19 protein-coding genes are annotated in these 17,501 nt (G+C 47.0%); all 19 read right to left on the bottom strand.

What is annotated here, in order from left to right; all coding sequences use genetic code 11:
• Window positions 1-41: 41 nt before the first annotated feature.
• On the bottom strand, window positions 42-668 hold the full coding sequence (locus tag FE296_RS14745) for a DUF1405 domain-containing protein (protein WP_150365417.1): 627 nt from the start codon (window positions 666-668) through the stop codon (window positions 42-44).
• 111 nt (window positions 669-779) lie between these two features.
• Window positions 780-1,664 (bottom strand): menaquinol-cytochrome c reductase cytochrome b/c subunit, encoded by an 885-nt coding sequence (locus tag FE296_RS14740; RefSeq protein ID WP_124116221.1) that lies wholly within the window; start codon window positions 1,662-1,664, stop codon window positions 780-782.
• 21 nt (window positions 1,665-1,685) lie between these two features.
• The gene (gene qcrB / locus FE296_RS14735; protein ID WP_017687726.1) at window positions 1,686-2,357 is read right to left on the bottom strand and encodes a menaquinol-cytochrome c reductase cytochrome b subunit; all 672 of its coding nucleotides are present in this window, start codon (window positions 2,355-2,357) and stop codon (window positions 1,686-1,688) included.
• Window positions 2,358-2,372: 15 nt separating this feature from the next.
• The gene (locus tag FE296_RS14730; protein WP_036607648.1) at window positions 2,373-2,912 is read right to left on the bottom strand and encodes a QcrA and Rieske domain-containing protein; all 540 of its coding nucleotides are present in this window, start codon (window positions 2,910-2,912) and stop codon (window positions 2,373-2,375) included.
• A gap of 192 nt (window positions 2,913-3,104) precedes the next feature.
• A complete protein-coding gene (locus FE296_RS14725) occupies window positions 3,105-3,527 on the bottom strand; it encodes a DUF2487 family protein (protein ID WP_124116220.1) in 423 nt (140 codons plus the stop codon).
• A gap of 152 nt (window positions 3,528-3,679) precedes the next feature.
• Complete coding sequence (locus FE296_RS14720) at window positions 3,680-3,859, bottom strand: IDEAL domain-containing protein (RefSeq protein WP_017687723.1); 180 nt, start codon at window positions 3,857-3,859, stop codon at window positions 3,680-3,682.
• A gap of 23 nt (window positions 3,860-3,882) precedes the next feature.
• Complete coding sequence (locus FE296_RS14715) at window positions 3,883-4,389, bottom strand: gamma carbonic anhydrase family protein (protein ID WP_124116219.1); 507 nt, start codon at window positions 4,387-4,389, stop codon at window positions 3,883-3,885.
• 47 nt (window positions 4,390-4,436) lie between these two features.
• Window positions 4,437-5,555: a hypothetical protein gene (locus FE296_RS14710; protein ID WP_036607656.1), complete on the bottom strand. Its 1,119-nt coding sequence runs from the start codon at window positions 5,553-5,555 to the stop codon at window positions 4,437-4,439.
• Between the two features lie 233 nt (window positions 5,556-5,788).
• Entirely contained in the window at window positions 5,789-6,388 is a 600-nt protein-coding gene (locus tag FE296_RS14705) for a histidine phosphatase family protein (RefSeq protein ID WP_124116218.1), read from the bottom strand.
• A 43-nt stretch (window positions 6,389-6,431) separates the two neighbouring features.
• Window positions 6,432-7,067: an anti-sigma factor family protein gene (locus FE296_RS14700; RefSeq protein WP_036607660.1), complete on the bottom strand. Its 636-nt coding sequence runs from the start codon at window positions 7,065-7,067 to the stop codon at window positions 6,432-6,434.
• Window positions 7,064-7,657 carry an RNA polymerase sigma factor gene (locus FE296_RS14695; protein WP_036607662.1) on the bottom strand — a complete coding sequence of 198 codons (594 nt, stop codon included), beginning with the start codon at window positions 7,655-7,657 and terminating at the stop codon, window positions 7,064-7,066. Before FE296_RS14695 ends, FE296_RS14700 begins: the two co-directional genes overlap by 4 nt.
• A gap of 724 nt (window positions 7,658-8,381) precedes the next feature.
• Window positions 8,382-9,476, bottom strand: a complete 1,095-nt coding sequence (locus tag FE296_RS14690; RefSeq protein ID WP_124116217.1) for a prephenate dehydrogenase — start codon at window positions 9,474-9,476, stop codon at window positions 8,382-8,384.
• Window positions 9,477-9,502: 26 nt separating this feature from the next.
• Window positions 9,503-10,603, bottom strand: coding sequence for a histidinol-phosphate transaminase (hisC, locus tag FE296_RS14685; RefSeq protein WP_150365415.1), 1,101 nt, complete (start codon window positions 10,601-10,603; stop codon window positions 9,503-9,505).
• An 86-nt stretch (window positions 10,604-10,689) separates the two neighbouring features.
• A complete protein-coding gene (trpA, locus tag FE296_RS14680) occupies window positions 10,690-11,496 on the bottom strand; it encodes a tryptophan synthase subunit alpha (RefSeq protein ID WP_124116215.1) in 807 nt (268 codons plus the stop codon).
• Window positions 11,493-12,692 (bottom strand): tryptophan synthase subunit beta, encoded by a 1,200-nt coding sequence (gene trpB, locus FE296_RS14675; protein ID WP_017687714.1) that lies wholly within the window; start codon window positions 12,690-12,692, stop codon window positions 11,493-11,495. The genes trpA and trpB overlap by 4 nt, the downstream gene beginning before the upstream one ends.
• Window positions 12,689-13,390, bottom strand: a complete 702-nt coding sequence (locus tag FE296_RS14670; RefSeq protein ID WP_124116450.1) for a phosphoribosylanthranilate isomerase — start codon at window positions 13,388-13,390, stop codon at window positions 12,689-12,691. The genes trpB and FE296_RS14670 overlap by 4 nt, the downstream gene beginning before the upstream one ends.
• Before the next feature lie 35 nt (window positions 13,391-13,425).
• Window positions 13,426-14,214, bottom strand: a complete 789-nt coding sequence (trpC, locus tag FE296_RS14665) for an indole-3-glycerol phosphate synthase TrpC (RefSeq protein ID WP_124116213.1) — start codon at window positions 14,212-14,214, stop codon at window positions 13,426-13,428.
• Window positions 14,204-15,244, bottom strand: coding sequence for an anthranilate phosphoribosyltransferase (gene trpD, locus FE296_RS14660; protein WP_091034830.1), 1,041 nt, complete (start codon window positions 15,242-15,244; stop codon window positions 14,204-14,206). Before trpD ends, trpC begins: the two co-directional genes overlap by 11 nt.
• A gap of 68 nt (window positions 15,245-15,312) precedes the next feature.
• Window positions 15,313-16,881, bottom strand: coding sequence for an anthranilate synthase component I (gene trpE, locus FE296_RS14655; protein ID WP_036607674.1), 1,569 nt, complete (start codon window positions 16,879-16,881; stop codon window positions 15,313-15,315).
• Window positions 16,882-17,501: the final 620 nt, after the last annotated feature.

The following is a 17,501-nucleotide window of genomic DNA, read 5'->3' as shown; positions in this document are numbered from 1 at the left end:
TGGCGGGGGACAGTTCATTAGAACAAGCTCAAGATCGGATATCAGGTTCGTTTCGCTTGTCTTAAGGCTAGCCACGCGCACAGAATGCTCACCAGTGTAAGTCCGAATGTGAAATTACGCACACCATCTACATGATCATAGAGGGAACCGGGTAACCAAGGGTAAATATCATATGTATAATCCATCGTATCGTTCAACAGCGTCCAGAGACCTGCAACGACAAGGGAAGCCCAGCGGAAGCCGAAAAAGCGTACATAAATAAGAGCTTCAATGGCCATTGCACTATGCGAAGCAATCAACATCCAATCTTGCCAGTGCTGTGTACCGCCTTGCATCCACCCAGCGAAAATAATGGACACGGCCCATACGCCATATTTCACAGATGTGACCACGGCAAGCGCCTGAATCACATGACCGATCCGTTTGATCATGATGGACCGTGGTGGGTACAAGACCCATAACAACGCTAAAGTAAAAAACAAACTCGCTGTTGGGCTATCTGGTACAAATACGACCTGCCAAACCGGCTGCTCAGCCAGCGTCAATTTCATTTGCTCTCCGTACCAGATGTATCCGTATACCGTTCCTACCGCATTACACCAAAATAATAGCCACAGGAAATAACGATTGGTTAGAAATTCCCTACTCCAGAAATACGATAAAGCCACATTCCCTACCCCTTCCTTCTTCACATGTTGTGCACGATACAGTGCTGTCCAAAAAAACACTTCAAAAAACCTGACCGCATAAACGATCAGGTTTCATTGGTTATTTCGATTTTACTGTTCTGCTTTCTGTTTCGCAAGCCATTCGGTCAGATGAGTAATCTCTTCATCTGTGACGCCTTGAGCAATAGCACTATTGTACTGAGGAGGCATCTCGTTGTAGCCTTCTTTGATAATGGTCAGAATCTCTTCCTGGCTGTGCTTGTCACCCACACCCCGAAGTGAAGGTCCACTTGCACCCTTCATATCAGCCGCATGACAGCCAATACACCCAGCCTTCTTGTACGTTTCCATTGCAGGATCATCCTGTTCTACGATCGCAACTTCCTCTTGCTGTCCAGGTGCGTTGGAAACTGGTGGGAGCCCCTCTTCACGCCTCTCCAGCGCTTCTTCTTCACGTTGAATATGTTCAGGCTTCTGTCCACTTGCTTCCAGCTCATGCTCGTAGTGCGTCCACGCTACATTCGTCAGGTAGAATACAGAAATGACCGACAAAATCATCAGTGATGAAGCAATTGGGCGTTTATAGAAACGCCGCTCTTTGCCTGTATCCAGGAATGGTGCCAGCAGCAAAGCTCCAAAAGCGACTCCGCTGACCCCCAGTACGCCGAGCAGAACGTAATCGCCCGATGCGTATGGATACTTCAAGTACTGATACAGAAAAAGGAAGTACCAGTCCGGCATAGGAATTACGGATGCGCTCGGATTGGCCGGATAGCCCAAAGGTGCAGGTTCTGAGATCGTGAGAACCAGAATCCCCACCAATACAACGACACCAACCATCCATTCTTTCAGCAGGAAGTTGGGAATAAAGGCTTCTGATTTGCCGGGATACGCCGTGTAATCAGGCGGGGTAATGAAGCCCGCCCCTTTACGGACCCGTGAATCACCGACAAAGATAACCTTTTCCTCATCATCCTTCTTATGTCCGTGAGCCATTGCGATTCCTCCCTTCTCAGTTTATAGTGGTCCCGAAATGCCCTGTCTGCGGATCATGATAAAGTGTCCGACCAGAAGCACCAGAAGCACAGCGGGGAGGAAGAATACGTGCAGGGCAAAGAATCGGGTTAGTGTCTGTGCACCGACAATCGTACCGCCTTGCAGGAATTCTTTAATAATCGGTCCCAGCCAAGGAACCGTATTGGCAATCTCCAGTGTTACTTTTGTTGCAAAATAGGCTTTGTTATCCCATGGCAACAAGTACCCTGTCAGCCCCAGGCCCAACATGACGAAAAAGATCAGCATGCCGACAACCCAGTTCATTTCACGCGGTGCCTTGTAAGAGCCTGTAAAGAACACACGCATCGTATGTAAGAACATCATTACGATAACCAGACTGGCTCCCCAGTGGTGCATGCCGCGAACAATTTGGCCGAAGGCTACTTTGGTCTGCAGGTACTCCACACTTGCGTAGGCATTGATAATATCAGGTACGTAATACATGGTCAGGAACATGCCTGACAAAATCTGAATAACAGTAATAAAGAACGTCAATCCACCAAAGCAGTACACGAATGCGGAAAAGTGATGAGCCGGATTTACATGCTCTGGAACTTCATGATCCGCAACGTCCCGCCAGATTGGCGTGATGTCGAGACGCTCGTCAATCCAGTCATAGACATTTTTAAACATCTGCGTTCACGCCTCCTAATTCACTCGGGTGTTCGGAACAATGTCGCCCAGATATACCCAACCCTGCTCTTCCTTGACTACGTACTCATCCAGCGGTTTGGGGGCTACGGCAAGATTCTTCCCTTCCTTGTCATAGTGCGCGCCATGGCAGGGGCAATGATACTCGTCAGGGTACTGCTTGTCACTATTCCAGCCTACTGTACATCCCAGATGTTTACAGATAGGTGAGAGTGCATAAATTTTACCCTGCTCGTCTTTGCGAATCCACGCCACTAACGATGCATTACTCAGATACCAACCATCCTGTTGTTTAAGTTCAAAGGTGAATTCTTGAGGCTCATTCGTAATTTTGCTGATTTCAGCTACTTTGACAGAGGTGCCTTCTCCCTTATGTTGCAAAATCGGGTCCACCGCAAAACGGACCATAGGAAGGATTGCACCGGCGGCCATGTAGGCTGTAGCTCCACCAAGCGTGTACGTCAAGAACTGCCTGCGTGACATCTCCATGCGGCTTGGCAATTTCAATGAAGCTTCGTGGTCATGCTCACTGCTCATACTGTCTCCAACCCCCTTTTTCAGCCAACTCTCTCAAACGTTTTCATTTTCATAAATTCCACGACTTACTAGAACATACATAATCATATAGTAGCCCTAGAACACCGTCAAGAATTTGTCACACATTTTTAAGGTTCAATTGTAAGCGTTATTAAAAAATTGTTGTAAAATTGTCACATTTGTCGCTAAAAACTATTTTTTCCACAACTCTCGTATCTTTTCCCCTACAAATCTCGCAATCCCTTCTTCTCCAACCTCATGAGTTAAGACGGACCGACTCAAAACCAGATCAGCAGATGGAATGTCCACGCCATCCAAATGACCATCTGATGACATAATAACCACATATTTGAATCCTGAGGATTTAAGCTGTGCGGACAAGGAATTTAATGTCATTGACAATTCCGAATTAGCATAATGAAAGGCTGGATAAGTCATGATTCTCCCTTTGAAAGGAATTTCGACCAGATCCAGAAAATCTCTCAGCCGCTCCAATGCCTCGGTAGCTTCAACTGGCGACTGCTCACCGCTAATAGCTGTGTATGGAATAAGGCATGTATCCAGATAGAGTTGCAGTTCAGCCCAGCTGTCTTGAGTCATCTCACTGAATTTCAATTCCCTATATCCCCTCTCTATCCATTTTATTCCCATATTATATATGACCATATCTTATAAATCCAGACATTCATTTCAGAATTACACATATCAAAAAAGGAAATACGCCTCTGCGCATTCCCTTTTATCTCAGAAAGGATATATTTTGCCTATCAGTTTATGGTCCTCAGTTCATCCGTCAGACTCCGGAAAGCTACTTCGTCTCCGGTAGCTAACGCTTTATCGATTTCCAAATAGAGCTTCTCGCTGCGCTGTTTGCGAAGCGCTTCGTCCCACACCATCTCAGCTGCCAGCCCCAACATGACTTCATACGTAACTTTCATTTTATCCAATAGGATGCACCTCCAAAACGGATTTAAGAGCTCCTATATTCTTTTCCTTTGGTAACATAACCCAGTGAAGTTCTGGACATCCGCTCCAGATCGGCATCAGTCAGCTCACGTATCACTTTGGCAGGTGTACCCAAAGCAAGAGTATAGGGCGGAATATTACTATTCTCAGTAACAACAGAACCGGCTCCAATCAGCGTATATTCGCCAATTTCGGCTCCATTCAGCAGAATGGCTCCCATGCCGATTAATGATCCTGTTCCAATACGACAACCATGAATGATCGCTGTATGTCCTACTGAAACATCATCTCCCACAATCAAAGGTTGATCAGTATTGACATGCCCGACAACGTTATCTTGAATATTACAGCGCTTTCCAATGATAATAGGAGCCAAATCAGCCCGCAGGACTGCATTGAACCAGACGGAAGACTCTTCTCCCATTCTCAAATCACCGATCAGTTTTGCACCTTCAGCCATATATACCGAAGGGTGTAACTGAGGTTGTAGACCTTTGTATGGAATTATCATTATTATTATCACTCCTTAATTTGGGAGTGATTTTAGCAACTTGTCCTTCACTTGTCAAACATAATAGGTGTAATGTCTCCTGAGATGGAGCGACAGGATGCAGCAAGACGTGTGCCCCAGGCTGTCATTTGTATAGTCCTGCCTTCCTCATGTTCCCCAATACGGACCATGCCAAGATGCAACATCATTTTAACAATTCTGTTATCATAGATGGCCTCGGCCGTATCATAATAGAACGGCTGAATGAATGGACCGATCTGACGAAACAGCGACTCGGCGGTTGACCATTCCTGGGCACATTCGCCTGTCCAGTACACAATAGAGGACAGATTGGGAATAGCACCTTTATACAATCTTAACCAAAACCTAAATAGCTGTATCATTTCTGCTGTTTTCTCTGCCCCCAGCTTGTCTTCTCCAGCTGGTGATAGCTTCAGCGTGCCTTGCTCCTCACGAACCAGCCGATGGTGAAATGCATAGTCGTAGAGAAGTGCAAAACGATCCGGGTAATCCTTGAAGGAACGGCCATATCCGAATCTCCATCCACCTTTGCCCACCAATTCCTCACTAATGTGCAGATGCTCCATAATCTGCTGTTGAGAGCGACGGTACATCATTCCTTCAGCGTTAAGGGCAATCTCGTGCTGCTGGACAAACTGCAGGAACAACTTGAGATCATCCGCTAAGAGATGATATTCATCCCGATACATGGGTGGTTCCGTTGTTTTGGTAATCCCTGCTCGCAGATGTGTGGATAACACATCCCTGAATCTTAATTTCAGATCCTGGGGTACCTGATACAAATACCTGGTCTGCTGCGTTGTCCCATTGAACAACCATCCACTCTTATTAAAGCGAACGATGAGATCACGTGGACTCGCGCCAGCCTCACTCTCCTTTTTGTCCATCGATTGACGGGCTATGGCAATGAGTTCTTCCATACCATAATACTGGCGAGGATCAAACAACAAGTTGTTCAAAAAGCGCTGATCTGCTTGATTCAGTTGACGTACCTGCTGCTCAAAAAAGGGTCTGCTGCCCAATGTAGTGAGAATACTCTGGATGAGTTCGTGTTTGGAATTGGGCTTGCATTCACATTGGTAATAGTCTGCTATTCGATTAAGCTGGCCAATATCGGCAAAAGTAAGCATATCCGCTAGATTCATGGGTCCATCGCCTCGCCCGTTAACTACTTCGACTGCTGATTCGGAGCCTGAAATAGTTTGGTTTTGTAAACATCGTTGACGGAATTCCCATAATCTAAACCTCTTTTTGGAAATCTTTTATGTTTTAAACCATACTATGCCCCAAGTTGGTCAATCAGAAGAAAAATGAGAGGTTTGAAATCATATAAAGTCTTTATTTCCCCATAAAATGCAAAAAAACAACCCAAGTTGGATTACTCAGGTTGTTTCGCAGTGTCCAAAGACAGATGTCGTGTGCAATTATATAACAGCGGACTCCAGTCATCACGTTCCTTTTCCAGGATCGTCAGCGACAGGTTTCCAATCCGTTCTGTATACCGATCTTTAAACAAGGCTGTTAACAGGTTGGCCAAGAAAGCTCCGTGAGTGACAATGAGTACGTTTTGGTCCGGATAGGCAGACCATAGGTCTTCCAGAAACGCCAGTGCACGAATCTGGATATCCGCTATCTGCTCCTGTCCCAAGTCCAATGTCTCCCAGGCTTGGCCCCAACGGGCAACCCGTTCTTCTGAAGTCAGACCTTCAATCTGACCAAAAGCCCTTTCTTTCAACCGTGCGTCCGGCTCAAGTAAAGGTACATTCAACAGCTTGGAGATAATCTCCCCTGTTTCCTGTGCCCGCGATAATCCACTTGTGATGATATAGTCCCATTGGTATTCTTCCTTCAGCAGACGTCTTCCCAGGCGCTCTGCCTGTTCACGACCTTCTCCATTCAGAGGAATATCCGTCTGACCCTGTATACGGCCCGCCGCATTCCAGTCTGTAAGACCGTGACGAATAAGCCCGATTCGCACTTACATCCCTCATTTCTCCACACGGCGAACGAAAGGTTATTACCTATGCACTCGCACCTTGTTTGCGTTTATTCGTTGTTCGATGCATACGTCCAAGAGAAAATAACGCCATTCCTATTGCAAGTAAAGAGAGTGCCATCCAATACTGCGGATAAGCAGGTCCCATGCTCACAACAAAAGGTTCTATGATACTTCCTCTGTCCGCTCCAGTCATGTTGTACTGATACATTCCAGAGGACGATGGTCCGCTTCCGGCAACCCCTGTCTCCAGGATACCCGTAGTAACAACTTTGGTTTGCTCAGCTTCTGATACGTCTGGCTTAAACATTGCCATATACAGAAAGCTGCATAAAAAAATAGCCAGGAACGCGGCAATCCACAAAGACATATGCTTGCGGATCACAGCAGAGAAACGATTAACCTTTACCTCTTCCGGCAGTAACCATGGAGACTCCGCATAGATCCGGTCCATCACGTTACGGTTCACTCTCTCTGCTTGTTGTTCTGTCACTGGAACCGGAATGCTGTGCAGCAAGATCTGAGCTTCTTCCCAGACCTCAAACTGCTCGGAGCACTCTTCACAACCAGCGAGATGAGCATGAAATGCAATCCGCTGAGGATGAGTTTCCGGCAAGTCCCAGACCAGTGCAAACAGTTCCTGGGCTTCATTGCAATTCATCGGTTCTTCATCCCTTCATATGGCTCGTACACCGGTTCGAAGAAATAAGGTTCCAATTGAGTTTTTACGCTTGATCTTGCTCTGAATAATAGCGATTTCACAGAACTGACGCTCTGCCCAAGAATATTCGCAATCTCTTGGTAGTCTAGTTGATCATACTCACGGAGTATAATCGCAGAACGCTGCTTCTCCGGTAAATTGTTAATCGCATCCCTAACCAGCATCACCCGCTCGCTGCGTAGTACAGCATACTCCGGTGTATTCTCCGAAGGAGCAACGGGAACAATCCCGCTCTCTTCAAGTGGGACATTTCCGCTGCGCTGTTTGCGAAGCTCACTCAGTACCGTATTTCTCGCAATGGTATATAACCAGGTTGAGAATGAGGCATCCACCTCACGGAAAGAGTGCAGACTGCGGAACGCCTTATAGAAAGTCTCAGAACAGAGATCTTCCGCAAGCAGCTCCATATTGGAACTTTTCAACATATGATATACGAAAGCCAGTATTTTACGCTGATAACGACTCATCAGCTCGGAATATAACTCCAGGTTACCTTCCTTGATCTCTCGAATCAACTGGGAATCCGTCATTTGAGTGCGACCCCTCCTCGCCCATCCATGTGCTTCTCCCCGTTCGACTCTATCCATGTATTACCGAACAGGCACAAAAAAGTTGCGGTTCTCACCGCATATAAAAAGCGTTCAGCGCCATAACTGGCCTTCCCGCCAAATTCCCCTATGTAATGGCAATTTCCCCAACGTTTCTACATTAACAGTATTATTGTACAACGGTCTGCATCATCCTGGCAAATCCATTGGCATCCACAGAACCCGACCTGTCATTCATATGCAGTCATTTTCACGTTCATGACTTCATTTTGAGCCTTTTTGGTAAGCCTCTCTTATATAGACGGACGACGTACTGAAAAGGTTACAAAAATGTGATGTTTTTTTGATCTAAGGTATCCTAACAGATTAAGGAGGGAGATGTAAATAGAGGGTGTAAGTTTAAGTGTAACTTTTAACATATCAGTGTCTCACCCATAACTCTTTAAGACAAAAAAAAGACCGCTTACATAAGCGGCCATTGCTCACGTGGAGCAATACAGTTATTGGATAGGAGTGGAGAGAAACCATACTGTACCCTTATTATATGTATACGTTTTCATTTTGTCAACACTTTCAGTAAAATTGTTTGAATTAATTATATCTTTCGGTAATTCAGGATAATACATCCTTTTTTCTGTGACTGAAAATCAAATATGAACTTCAATATTACCTCACAAAAAAGAGGGCTTTCGCCCCCTTTCACGTCTTATATCCACACTTGATAGCCTAAGGAATCCAATAACGTCTTGGCTCGTTCCATATCTTCTTCCTGACGGAAAGACAGACGCATAATACCCGGCACATCCACCCGGTTTTCGATAATCTCCAAGTTGCTCAAGTTGATATCATTCGCACCAAGCTCAGTTGCAATCTTACCGATCATACCCGGTGCATCCTGGACATCAGTATATAGATCAAATAAAGGCGAAATCATGCCTTTGCGTCGTTCTGGTAATATACTGCGGAACTCGCGGGCCTGACGGAATGCCTCCTCTATGCCTTCACCGTTCTTATGCTCCAGCATATCCGTAAAGGCCGTCATCTGGCTATTCCAGTCCTTAAGCAAGCCCAGCAGTACATCACGGTTGCTAAGCAAGATATCTCTCCACACAATCGCATCACTGGACGCAATCCGGGTAATATCCCGAAAACCACCTGCAGCCAGCATTTTATACAGTGGATTCGACTCATTATATTCACGCACCTGATTCACCAGCGCAACAGCAATAACATGTGGCAGATGACTAATCGCCCCCACGATGTCATCGTGCAGCAGAGGCTCCACACGCACGATCTGTGCCCGCGTATACGCAAGCAGCTCAGACAGCCTGCTGTAGGCTTCCTCAGGTACATGTTCTGAAGGAGTTAAGACATAGTATGCATTCTCAAACAACACAGCTGAGGCCGCATCTACGCCTGCACGCTCCGACCCCGCCATAGGATGACCACCAATGAAGTAAGCGTCAGTCAACCGCACATGCTCGGCACATGCGGCAATGGAAGCTTTAGTGCTTCCTACGTCCGTGATGATACATCCTTTTTTCAATGGCAGCTTGGAGAGCTTTTCGAAATAGGATTCAAGCAAACCTACGGGAACGCACAAAAAAATAAAGTCGGCATCGTCTACCGCTTCTTCCAGAGAGAGCGTAGCATCATCCACTACACCGCTCGCTATGTACTTGTCCTTCAGTTCATCCAAGTGGGCGTAGCCCATCACGGTTACATCTGGCTTGCCTTTAAAGCAGAGCGCCAGTGAACCGCCGATGAGTCCTACACCAATCATTGCAATTTTTAGTTTCATGGGTCCTCACTCTTTCATCGCCAGTATTAAGAGCGTGCTACCGCCTTCTCAGCCAGCGTGTTCTCCAGTGCCGTGACAAATGCACGATTCTGTTCTGATGTTCCGACGGACACACGAATGTAAGTTGGGTATACGTGGAATCCTGGGCGAACGATAATGCCTTGTTTGAGCAAGGATTGGAACGCAATTGCTGAAGGCATATCCAGATCAACCATAATGAAATTACCCTGTGAAGGGAAATATGACAATCCCAACCGTGTAAATTCATTTTGCAGGTAATCCCGATCCGTTGCATTCCGCTTCGAGCACTCTTGAACAAAATCCTGATCCAGTAGTGCAGCGGTTGCCGCAACCTGTCCAAAACGGGAGGTGTTAAACGGTTCACGTACACGGTTAATCAAATCAATAATTTCGGGACGTGCAATGCCGTACCCGATCCGGAGTGAAGCCAAACCGTAAATTTTGGAGAATGTCCGCAGTATGACCAAGTTCGGATACCGTTCGATCAATGGTATGCTTTGCGGATATGCTTCATCGGTTACGAATTCATAATAAGCTTCGTCCAGTATGACCATCACATGAGCAGGCACACGGTCCATAAAGGCTGTAAGTTCCTGTTCGGAGATAATCGTACCTGTCGGATTATTTGGATTACACACCCATACTGCTTTGGTTTTGTCGTTAATTTGCGCGAGCATCGCGCTCAGATCATGCGTGCCATCTTTCAGAGGCACTTCGATGGTCACGGCACCCTCAATATCTGCATTGCTTTTATATACGGAGAATGTCTGATCTGCCATGATGGTCTCGTCACCCGGCAAGAAGAAAGCTCTTGTGATCAAAGCAATAATCTCATCGGAACCACAACCAAATATTAAGTTGTTCCGTTCAACGCCAAGATGCTTGGCAAGAACTCCCGTCAGCTCAACCGAGCTACCGTCTGGGTATATGCTTATATTAGTCATTTCTCTCGTAATGGCTTCCAGAGCGGCAGGAGAACTGCCGTACGGGTTTTCGTTGGAGGCCAGCTTGATGACTTGTTCAAGCCCCAGTTCACGTTTCACTTCTTCAATCGGTTTGCCCGGCTGGTACACAGGCAGATTGACAATCTGGGATTTCGGTTTCAACCCGACCGCCTCCTTTTATTGAAATAATGTTAGACACGAATCATCGTGCACCTCACGTGTCCAAAAGATGTCCTTTCAGGACATCCCTATCCCTTTAATTGTGCCACAAAGTTGCGAATTTGCAACAGTCCTGCTGCACGCGTATCCGGATTTTCAAGCAGAGGAATCGCATCTTCCACCTGACGAACAATGGCACTACCTACAACAACGCCATCGCAGATGCGGGAGAAATGTTCCACCTGCTCATGACTGGAGATACCGAAACCTACCGCTACAGGGAGGTCTGTCAGACTTTTCACCGTCTCAATGAAGCTCTCTACGCCATCAAAGAAAGAAGCTCTCTCTCCGGTTACCCCAAGGGATGATACACAATAGATAAAGCCACTCGCTCCCGTTACAATCCGCTCAATCCGGGCATTAGATGTAGGTGCAACAAGCGGCACCAGATGAACACCCGCACGATTTGCGCGTTCTCGCATCTCTTCCGCTTCCTCAATCGGCAGGTCCGGAATGATCATGCCACTGATATCGTGTTTGACCAATTCATCAAAGAATACATCCAGGCCTGTCTGCAATACCGGATTATAATAGGTGAACAGTACAAACGGCAGTTTCACACCTGCCTTACGAGCTTTTGCCGCGGTTTCCATAACAGTACGTATGGTAATCTGGCTTTTCAGCGCACGTTCGGAAGCACGCTGAATGACTGGGCCATCTGCAAGTGGATCGGAATAAGGAACACCCAGTTCCAAAATATCCGCTCCGGCCTGCTCAAGCTCCTTGATGATATCAATCGTTGTATCCACATCCGGGTCTCCCACGGTTAAGAATGGAATAAGTGCCGTGCGATTCTGTTGCTTCAATTGCTGGAAGGTCTGGTCCATCAGATTCATCCCAAGTCGCCTCCCGTGTATTTCATGATCGATTCAACATCCTTGTCTCCACGTCCCGACAGACAAATGACTACAATATCATCTGCTGTAAGTTCAGGCGCCAGTTTGACAACTTGAGCTACCGCATGTGCAGACTCCAGAGCAGGAATGATTCCTTCCGTCCGACATAGGAGTTGCAGGGCATCCAATGCTTCCTGATCGGTGATCGGTACATATTTTGCCCGTTCAATATCCTTGAGATAGGAATGCTCTGGACCAACACCCGGATAATCAAGTCCGGCCGAGATGGAATGCGCTGGCTGAACCTGTCCATACTCATCCTGCAACAGGTAACTCATAGATCCCTGAAATACACCATGCGTACCTTTGGTCATCGTCGCAGCGTGATACTCGGTTTCGACCCCTTTGCCTGCGGCTTCAACACCAACAAGCTTCACATCCTGATCACCGATAAATGGATAGAACATACCAATCGCATTACTTCCTCCACCGACAGCTGCTACAATTACATCTGGCAAACGCCCTTCGATCTCCTGAATCTGACGACGGGTCTCATCACCAATCACACGTTGGAAATTCCGCACCATCATCGGATATGGATGAGGACCAACCACTGATCCGAGCACATAGAACGTATCCTCCACATTACTGACCCAGTAGCGAAGCGCTTCATTACCAGCATCCTTCAGTGTCCGTGTTCCGGACGTAACCGGAATCACTTCTGCTCCGAGCAGCTTCATCCGAAATACGTTTAACTGCTGACGCTCTGTATCTTCTTCGCCCATAAATACTTTGCATTCCAATCCAAGCAATGCGGCTACGGTTGCCGTTGCAACGCCATGTTGACCTGCACCTGTTTCGGCAATGACTTTCTTTTTGCCCATCCGTTTGGCAAGCAAACCTTGTCCAATGGCGTTATTAATTTTGTGCGCGCCAGTATGATTAAGATCTTCACGTTTCAGATAAATTTTCGGTCCGCCCAATCGGCGTGATAATTGCTCTGCATGATACAATGGCGTTTCACGTCCAGAATACTCGCTTAGCAGATAGTTCAGTTCCTTGTTGAATTCCTCATCTTCAGAGAAGTGGCTATATGCCTCCTCCAACTCTATGAGTGCGTTCATTAGTGTCTCAGGTACAAAGCGGCCTCCGAAGTGACCGAAACGCCCGTGTTGATCCGGCAATTGATGTGTCATGCCTGCTTCACCCTTTCTACGAATGCTGTAATTTTGGCAATATCCTTCACACCTTCAGTCTCCACGCCGCTGGATACATCGACGCCGAAAGGTGCATATGTCTGTATTAGTTGTTGTACATTGTCCGGCTGCAAACCTCCTGCAACGAACAGAGAGATTTCGCGACTTTTCGCCCATTCCACATAGGCAGGAATTCGCTCCCAGGCAAACGTTTCCCCGGAGCCCCCTCCATATAGAGGATCATGGGTATCGAGCAATATCGCATCAACGAATTTATCGTAAGCATCAAGAGCCCTTATGGCTGCATCATCAGCTTCCGGACCTGTTTCATCTTTGGGAAAAGAAAAAACCTTGAATATTTCGGCATTCCACCGCTGCTTCACCTGATGGCAGAATTCCGCAGACTCCTGTCCATGCAGTTGAATAACATCCAGGTGAGAAATCTCCATAATGTATTCCAACTCTTCGAGCGTAGGATTCACAAATACACCTGCAAGCTTCGGCCGATCATAGGTAGACCATTCGAACAACACCGTTCTTAATGCAGCAGCCTGCTCAGGTTCGATTCGACGGCGTGATTTGGCAAAAACAACACCAATGTAATCCACAGGCAAGTTTATCATCGATTTTAGCACTTCAACGTCCTGAAGTCCACATATTTTTACGGCCGCTGGCAGCGGGTTTCTCAGTTCTGACATACTGTCACCTGTGCCATCGTGTATGGAAGTATTCATCATTTGGGTCCCATCAGATCATATACAGCCGCCTCGACATCATCCTTGCGCATGAGATGCTCACCTACGAGAATACCATGAACACCGGCCTGGATCAGAGGTACTGTTGATTCTGGTCCGTCAATACCACTTTCGCTAATCAAGGTAACACCACTTGGAATCAATTCCATCAAATCCAGTGTCGTGTTCAGACTGGTTTCGAATGTTTTCAAATTACGATTGTTGATGCCCACTAGTGTTGCCTGCGGAATCTCCAATACCTGCTCCAATTCTGTTCGATCATGGACTTCAATCAAAGCGTCCAGCCCCAAACTTTTGGCAAACCCCAGATATTGACGAATCTGTTCAGGTGTCAGAATACTGGCAATCAGCAGTATCGCATCCGCACCCAGTAATCTTGCCTCGGCAATCTGTCGTTCATCTATAATAAAATCCTTGCGTAATAGCGGAATATTCACCGCTTGATGGATCGCCTTTAAGTACTCGTTGCTCCCTTGAAAATACGACACATCCGTTAATACGGAGATGCAGTCTGCACCTGCTCGCTCATAAGCAGCAGCAATCTCTACCGGATGAAAATCCGGGCGAATTAACCCTTTGGATGGCGAAGCTTTCTTCACTTCAGCTATAAGGCCGAGTTTGCGATTGCGTCCGCTTGATAGTGCTTGTTCAAACCCCCGGGTTGCGGGGAGTTGTTCGATTTTTTGGATAGCCTCATCCATGTGAAATGTCTTTGCCAATACTTCTACTTCTTTATGTTTGGTTGCAACGATTCGATCAAGATACATGACTGTACGCCTCCGTTGTATGAATTAACTGTTCAAGCTTCCCGGCAGCTTTGCCCGAATCTACCGCTTCTGCGGCAAGTGTCACCCCTTCAGCGATGCTATCTGCAAGACCGGATACATAGATGCACGCTCCGGCGTTCAACAGAACGACATCGCGATAGGCACTCTGCTCACCCTGGAAGATCCTCTTAATAATTTCGGCATTCTGTGCCGCATCTCCTCCAAGTACCGCTTCAAGCGGATGCAGAGACAAGCCCATATCACGTGGATCAATATCATAGGTGTGCACTTCACCATTGCGAAGTTCAGATACCTGAGTCGGTGCCGAGATACTGATTTCATCCAGACCATCATGGCTGGCCACGACCAACGCTCTTTTAAGACCAAGACGATTCAGTACTTCAGCAATCATCGGCGTCCGGGAACGATCATACAGGCCAAGCAATTGACGATCTGCTCCCGCAGGATTGGTTAACGGTCCGAGCATATTGAAAATGGTACGAACACCGAGCTCTTTTCTCGGTCCTGCCGCATGTCGCATGGAAGGGTGATATACCTGGGCAAAACAGAAACAGATTCCAATATCATCCAGACATTGTCTGGCCTGTTCCCCGTTAAGATGGATATTTACACCGAGTGCCTCTAATACATCTGCACTACCTGCTTTGCCTGAAGCTGAACGGTTGCCATGTTTGGCGACCCGAACCGAGACGGCGGAAGCAATAATGGCAGATGCTGTGGAGATGTTGAATTTATGAATTCCCGATCCACCTGTTCCACAAGTGTCCAGCAAGCCGCTGCCATCTGTGAGAATCCGTCCGCCTTGACCACGCATCGCTTCAGCAAAACCGGTGATCTCATCCACCGTTTCCCCTTTCATCCGCAGCGCCATCAGCAAACCTCCGATTTGAGCCGGTGTTGCCTCACCTCTCATAATCGAGTACATTAAATCTCTTGCTTCGGCTTGCTCCAGATGGCTGCCCTCCAAAATCTTCGCCAGGCCATTCTTCATGCCTTCCTCACGAGTAATCTCAGCAATGGGGGTTACAGGGTTCTCATTCATTATTGGGTTTATGTTCATCTCCGGTCTCTCCTCTCTCAGTTCTTGGCGGCCGCTGGTGTGACAAAGTAGTCTGCATTGGCCAGTCTCAATGTGCTGTCCTTTTCTTTGGCAGGAAACATTGCTTCTGCTGTTCGAATCGCTTTGAGCAATGCTTTAGCTTTGTTAACCGTTTCCTCATATTCATTCTCAGGCACAGAATCCCATACGATTCCCGCTCCGGCCTGTACATATGCTTTTCCTTTTTTGAAAATAATCGTACGAATCGTAATACAGGAGTCCATGTTACCCGAGAAACCAAGGTATCCGATTGCTCCTGCATAAGCACCCCGTGCCTCTTTCTCCAGTTCCGCGATAATCTCCATTGCTCGCAGTTTCGGTGCACCGGATACGGTACCCGCTGGCAAGCAAGAGAGGAATGCATCGAAGAAATCCTTATCTTCTCTAAGCTCGCCCGTTACGTTGGATACCATGTGCATAACGTGAGAATACCGTTCAATCTCCATGAACATGTCACACTTCACACTGCCGAAGCTGGATACCCTGCCCAGATCGTTACGCCCCAGATCAACTAGCATCAGATGCTCCGCGCGTTCCTTCTCATCCTGGAGCAGATCAGCAGCGAGTGCACGATCTTCCGCTTCTGTTGCCCCCCTTGGACGTGTGCCTGCAATCGGTCGTGTCTCCACACGATTCCCGTCCACCTTGACCAACGCTTCAGGCGAAGTACCCACGATAATCTCATCATCCATTTTGAGGTAGTACATATAAGGTGATGGATTCAGGGTCCGAAGCACACGATACACGTGAAGCGGAGAAACTTCCGTATCAATGTGGAAACGCTGGGATAATACCACTTGAAAAATATCACCTGCGCGAATGTAATCTTTGGCTTGCTCTACATTACCGATAAACTGCTCCTTCGTGAGGTTGGAGCGAATATCCCCCAGTTCCACGTCTCCCGGAATAGAACGCGGATTCAGGTTCTCCCCTGGTCCTTGCTGCTGCAAACGTTCTGCGGCCTGCTCCAGCTTCTCCGAAGTCACTGCATACGCTTGACGTATCTCGTCATCCGTTGCACCGTCCTTGACGTGTACATTGCCGACGAGCAGCATCTGCTGCTTCACATGGTCAAACACAATAATCTGGTCACAGAACATAAAGCGAATGTCATCCATATTCAAGTCATCCAGCGCGTGAGCTGGAAGTTTCTCATAATAGGACAGCAGATCATATCCGAAGAAACCAATTGCTCCACCTGTGAATGGTGGCAGTTCATCATCTTTTGGGCTGCGATACTTACGCAGCAGTGCTTTCAGTTCTTCAATCGGTTTGCCTGGCAATTCACGAGTTTTCCCTGCTTCTTCTACAACAATCCGGCCCTTCTTGGCCGAAATCATCAGGAACGGATCTGTACCGATGAACGAGTATCTCGCCCATTGGATACCCCCCTCTACACTTTCCAGCAGGAATGCCCGGTCGTTGTCAGCATAACGGCGGAATATACGAATCGGAGTCTCCATATCTGCCAGAATCCGTTTGACTACCGGAATCAGATTATACTCATTCGACATTTTCAGTACTTGATTAACGTTTGGCGTTATCATCAGATCACGTCCTTTCAGATTTAGGTAAGTTCAACTAAAGAGGTTACACTGAGCACTCCGATGACAGAACAACCTTCCGATCGCTGTTATCCCCAGATTTTTTGATTCCCTTTCTAAAGGGAAAATCCGGGGATAAAGGCGAACGCTTCGCTTCTTCACGTTATTTCTGTCCTCTTCGTTATCGTGTAAAAGATTAGTTGAACTTATAGGGGAAGAAGAAACAATTCAATATACAATGAAAAAACCTCTACCATCAGGTAGAGGTTTGGTTATAAGCTGTATTTAACAGGGTGATGCTTCATAAATAACAAGTCCCTATACTTCGCTGTCGGATTATTCACAGGTCGCTGAATTGATGCATCTCACATCATCCAACCGGGAAAATAAATCAGTTATAACACTTCAACTCCCATTCCAATATTTCGTAAAATATAGGAGAGTGCATTGATTGTGTTTGTACCAAAATATATCAAAACAAAAGGTGTCCTATGACACGTTTGTTTTCCCTGCTCCTGTTACCTATTCCGTAGCACGACGTACCGTGAATCAGTTGACCGGTTTCTGTTGCCCCGGTTACCACCCACTGGACTCTGCTATATACTCCACTAGCTCAGCTGCTC

The sequence above is a fragment of the Paenibacillus sp. UASWS1643 genome (genome assembly GCF_008693195.1).
Lineage (GTDB): Bacteria > Bacillota > Bacilli > Paenibacillales > Paenibacillaceae > Paenibacillus > Paenibacillus amylolyticus_B.
Note: the sequence above shows the minus strand (reverse complement) of the source record. Positions and strands in the feature narration are given on the sequence as shown.

Coding starts and splice junctions, on each gene's coding strand:
- FE296_RS14740 (WP_124116221.1), bottom strand. CDS start 1,664: ATGGCTCACGGACATAAGAAGGATGATGAGGAAAAGGTTATCTTTGTC.
- qcrB (WP_017687726.1), bottom strand. CDS start 2,357: ATGTTTAAAAATGTCTATGACTGGATTGACGAGCGTCTCGACATCACG.
- FE296_RS14730 (WP_036607648.1), bottom strand. CDS start 2,912: ATGAGCAGTGAGCATGACCACGAAGCTTCATTGAAATTGCCAAGCCGC.
- FE296_RS14715 (WP_124116219.1), bottom strand. CDS start 4,389: ATGATAATTCCATACAAAGGTCTACAACCTCAGTTACACCCTTCGGTA.
- FE296_RS14710 (WP_036607656.1), bottom strand. CDS start 5,555: ATGAATCTAGCGGATATGCTTACTTTTGCCGATATTGGCCAGCTTAAT.
- FE296_RS14700 (WP_036607660.1), bottom strand. CDS start 7,067: ATGAATTGCAATGAAGCCCAGGAACTGTTTGCACTGGTCTGGGACTTG.
- FE296_RS14695 (WP_036607662.1), bottom strand. CDS start 7,657: ATGACGGATTCCCAGTTGATTCGAGAGATCAAGGAAGGTAACCTGGAG.
- FE296_RS14690 (WP_124116217.1), bottom strand. CDS start 9,476: ATGAAACTAAAAATTGCAATGATTGGTGTAGGACTCATCGGCGGTTCA.
- trpA (WP_124116215.1), bottom strand. CDS start 11,496: ATGAATCTGATGGACCAGACCTTCCAGCAATTGAAGCAACAGAATCGC.
- trpB (WP_017687714.1), bottom strand. CDS start 12,692: ATGACACATCAATTGCCGGATCAACACGGGCGTTTCGGTCACTTCGGA.
- FE296_RS14670 (WP_124116450.1), bottom strand. CDS start 13,390: ATGTCAGAACTGAGAAACCCGCTGCCAGCGGCCGTAAAAATATGTGGA.
- trpC (WP_124116213.1), bottom strand. CDS start 14,214: ATGTATCTTGATCGAATCGTTGCAACCAAACATAAAGAAGTAGAAGTA.
- trpE (WP_036607674.1), bottom strand. CDS start 16,881: ATGATAACGCCAAACGTTAATCAAGTACTGAAAATGTCGAATGAGTAT.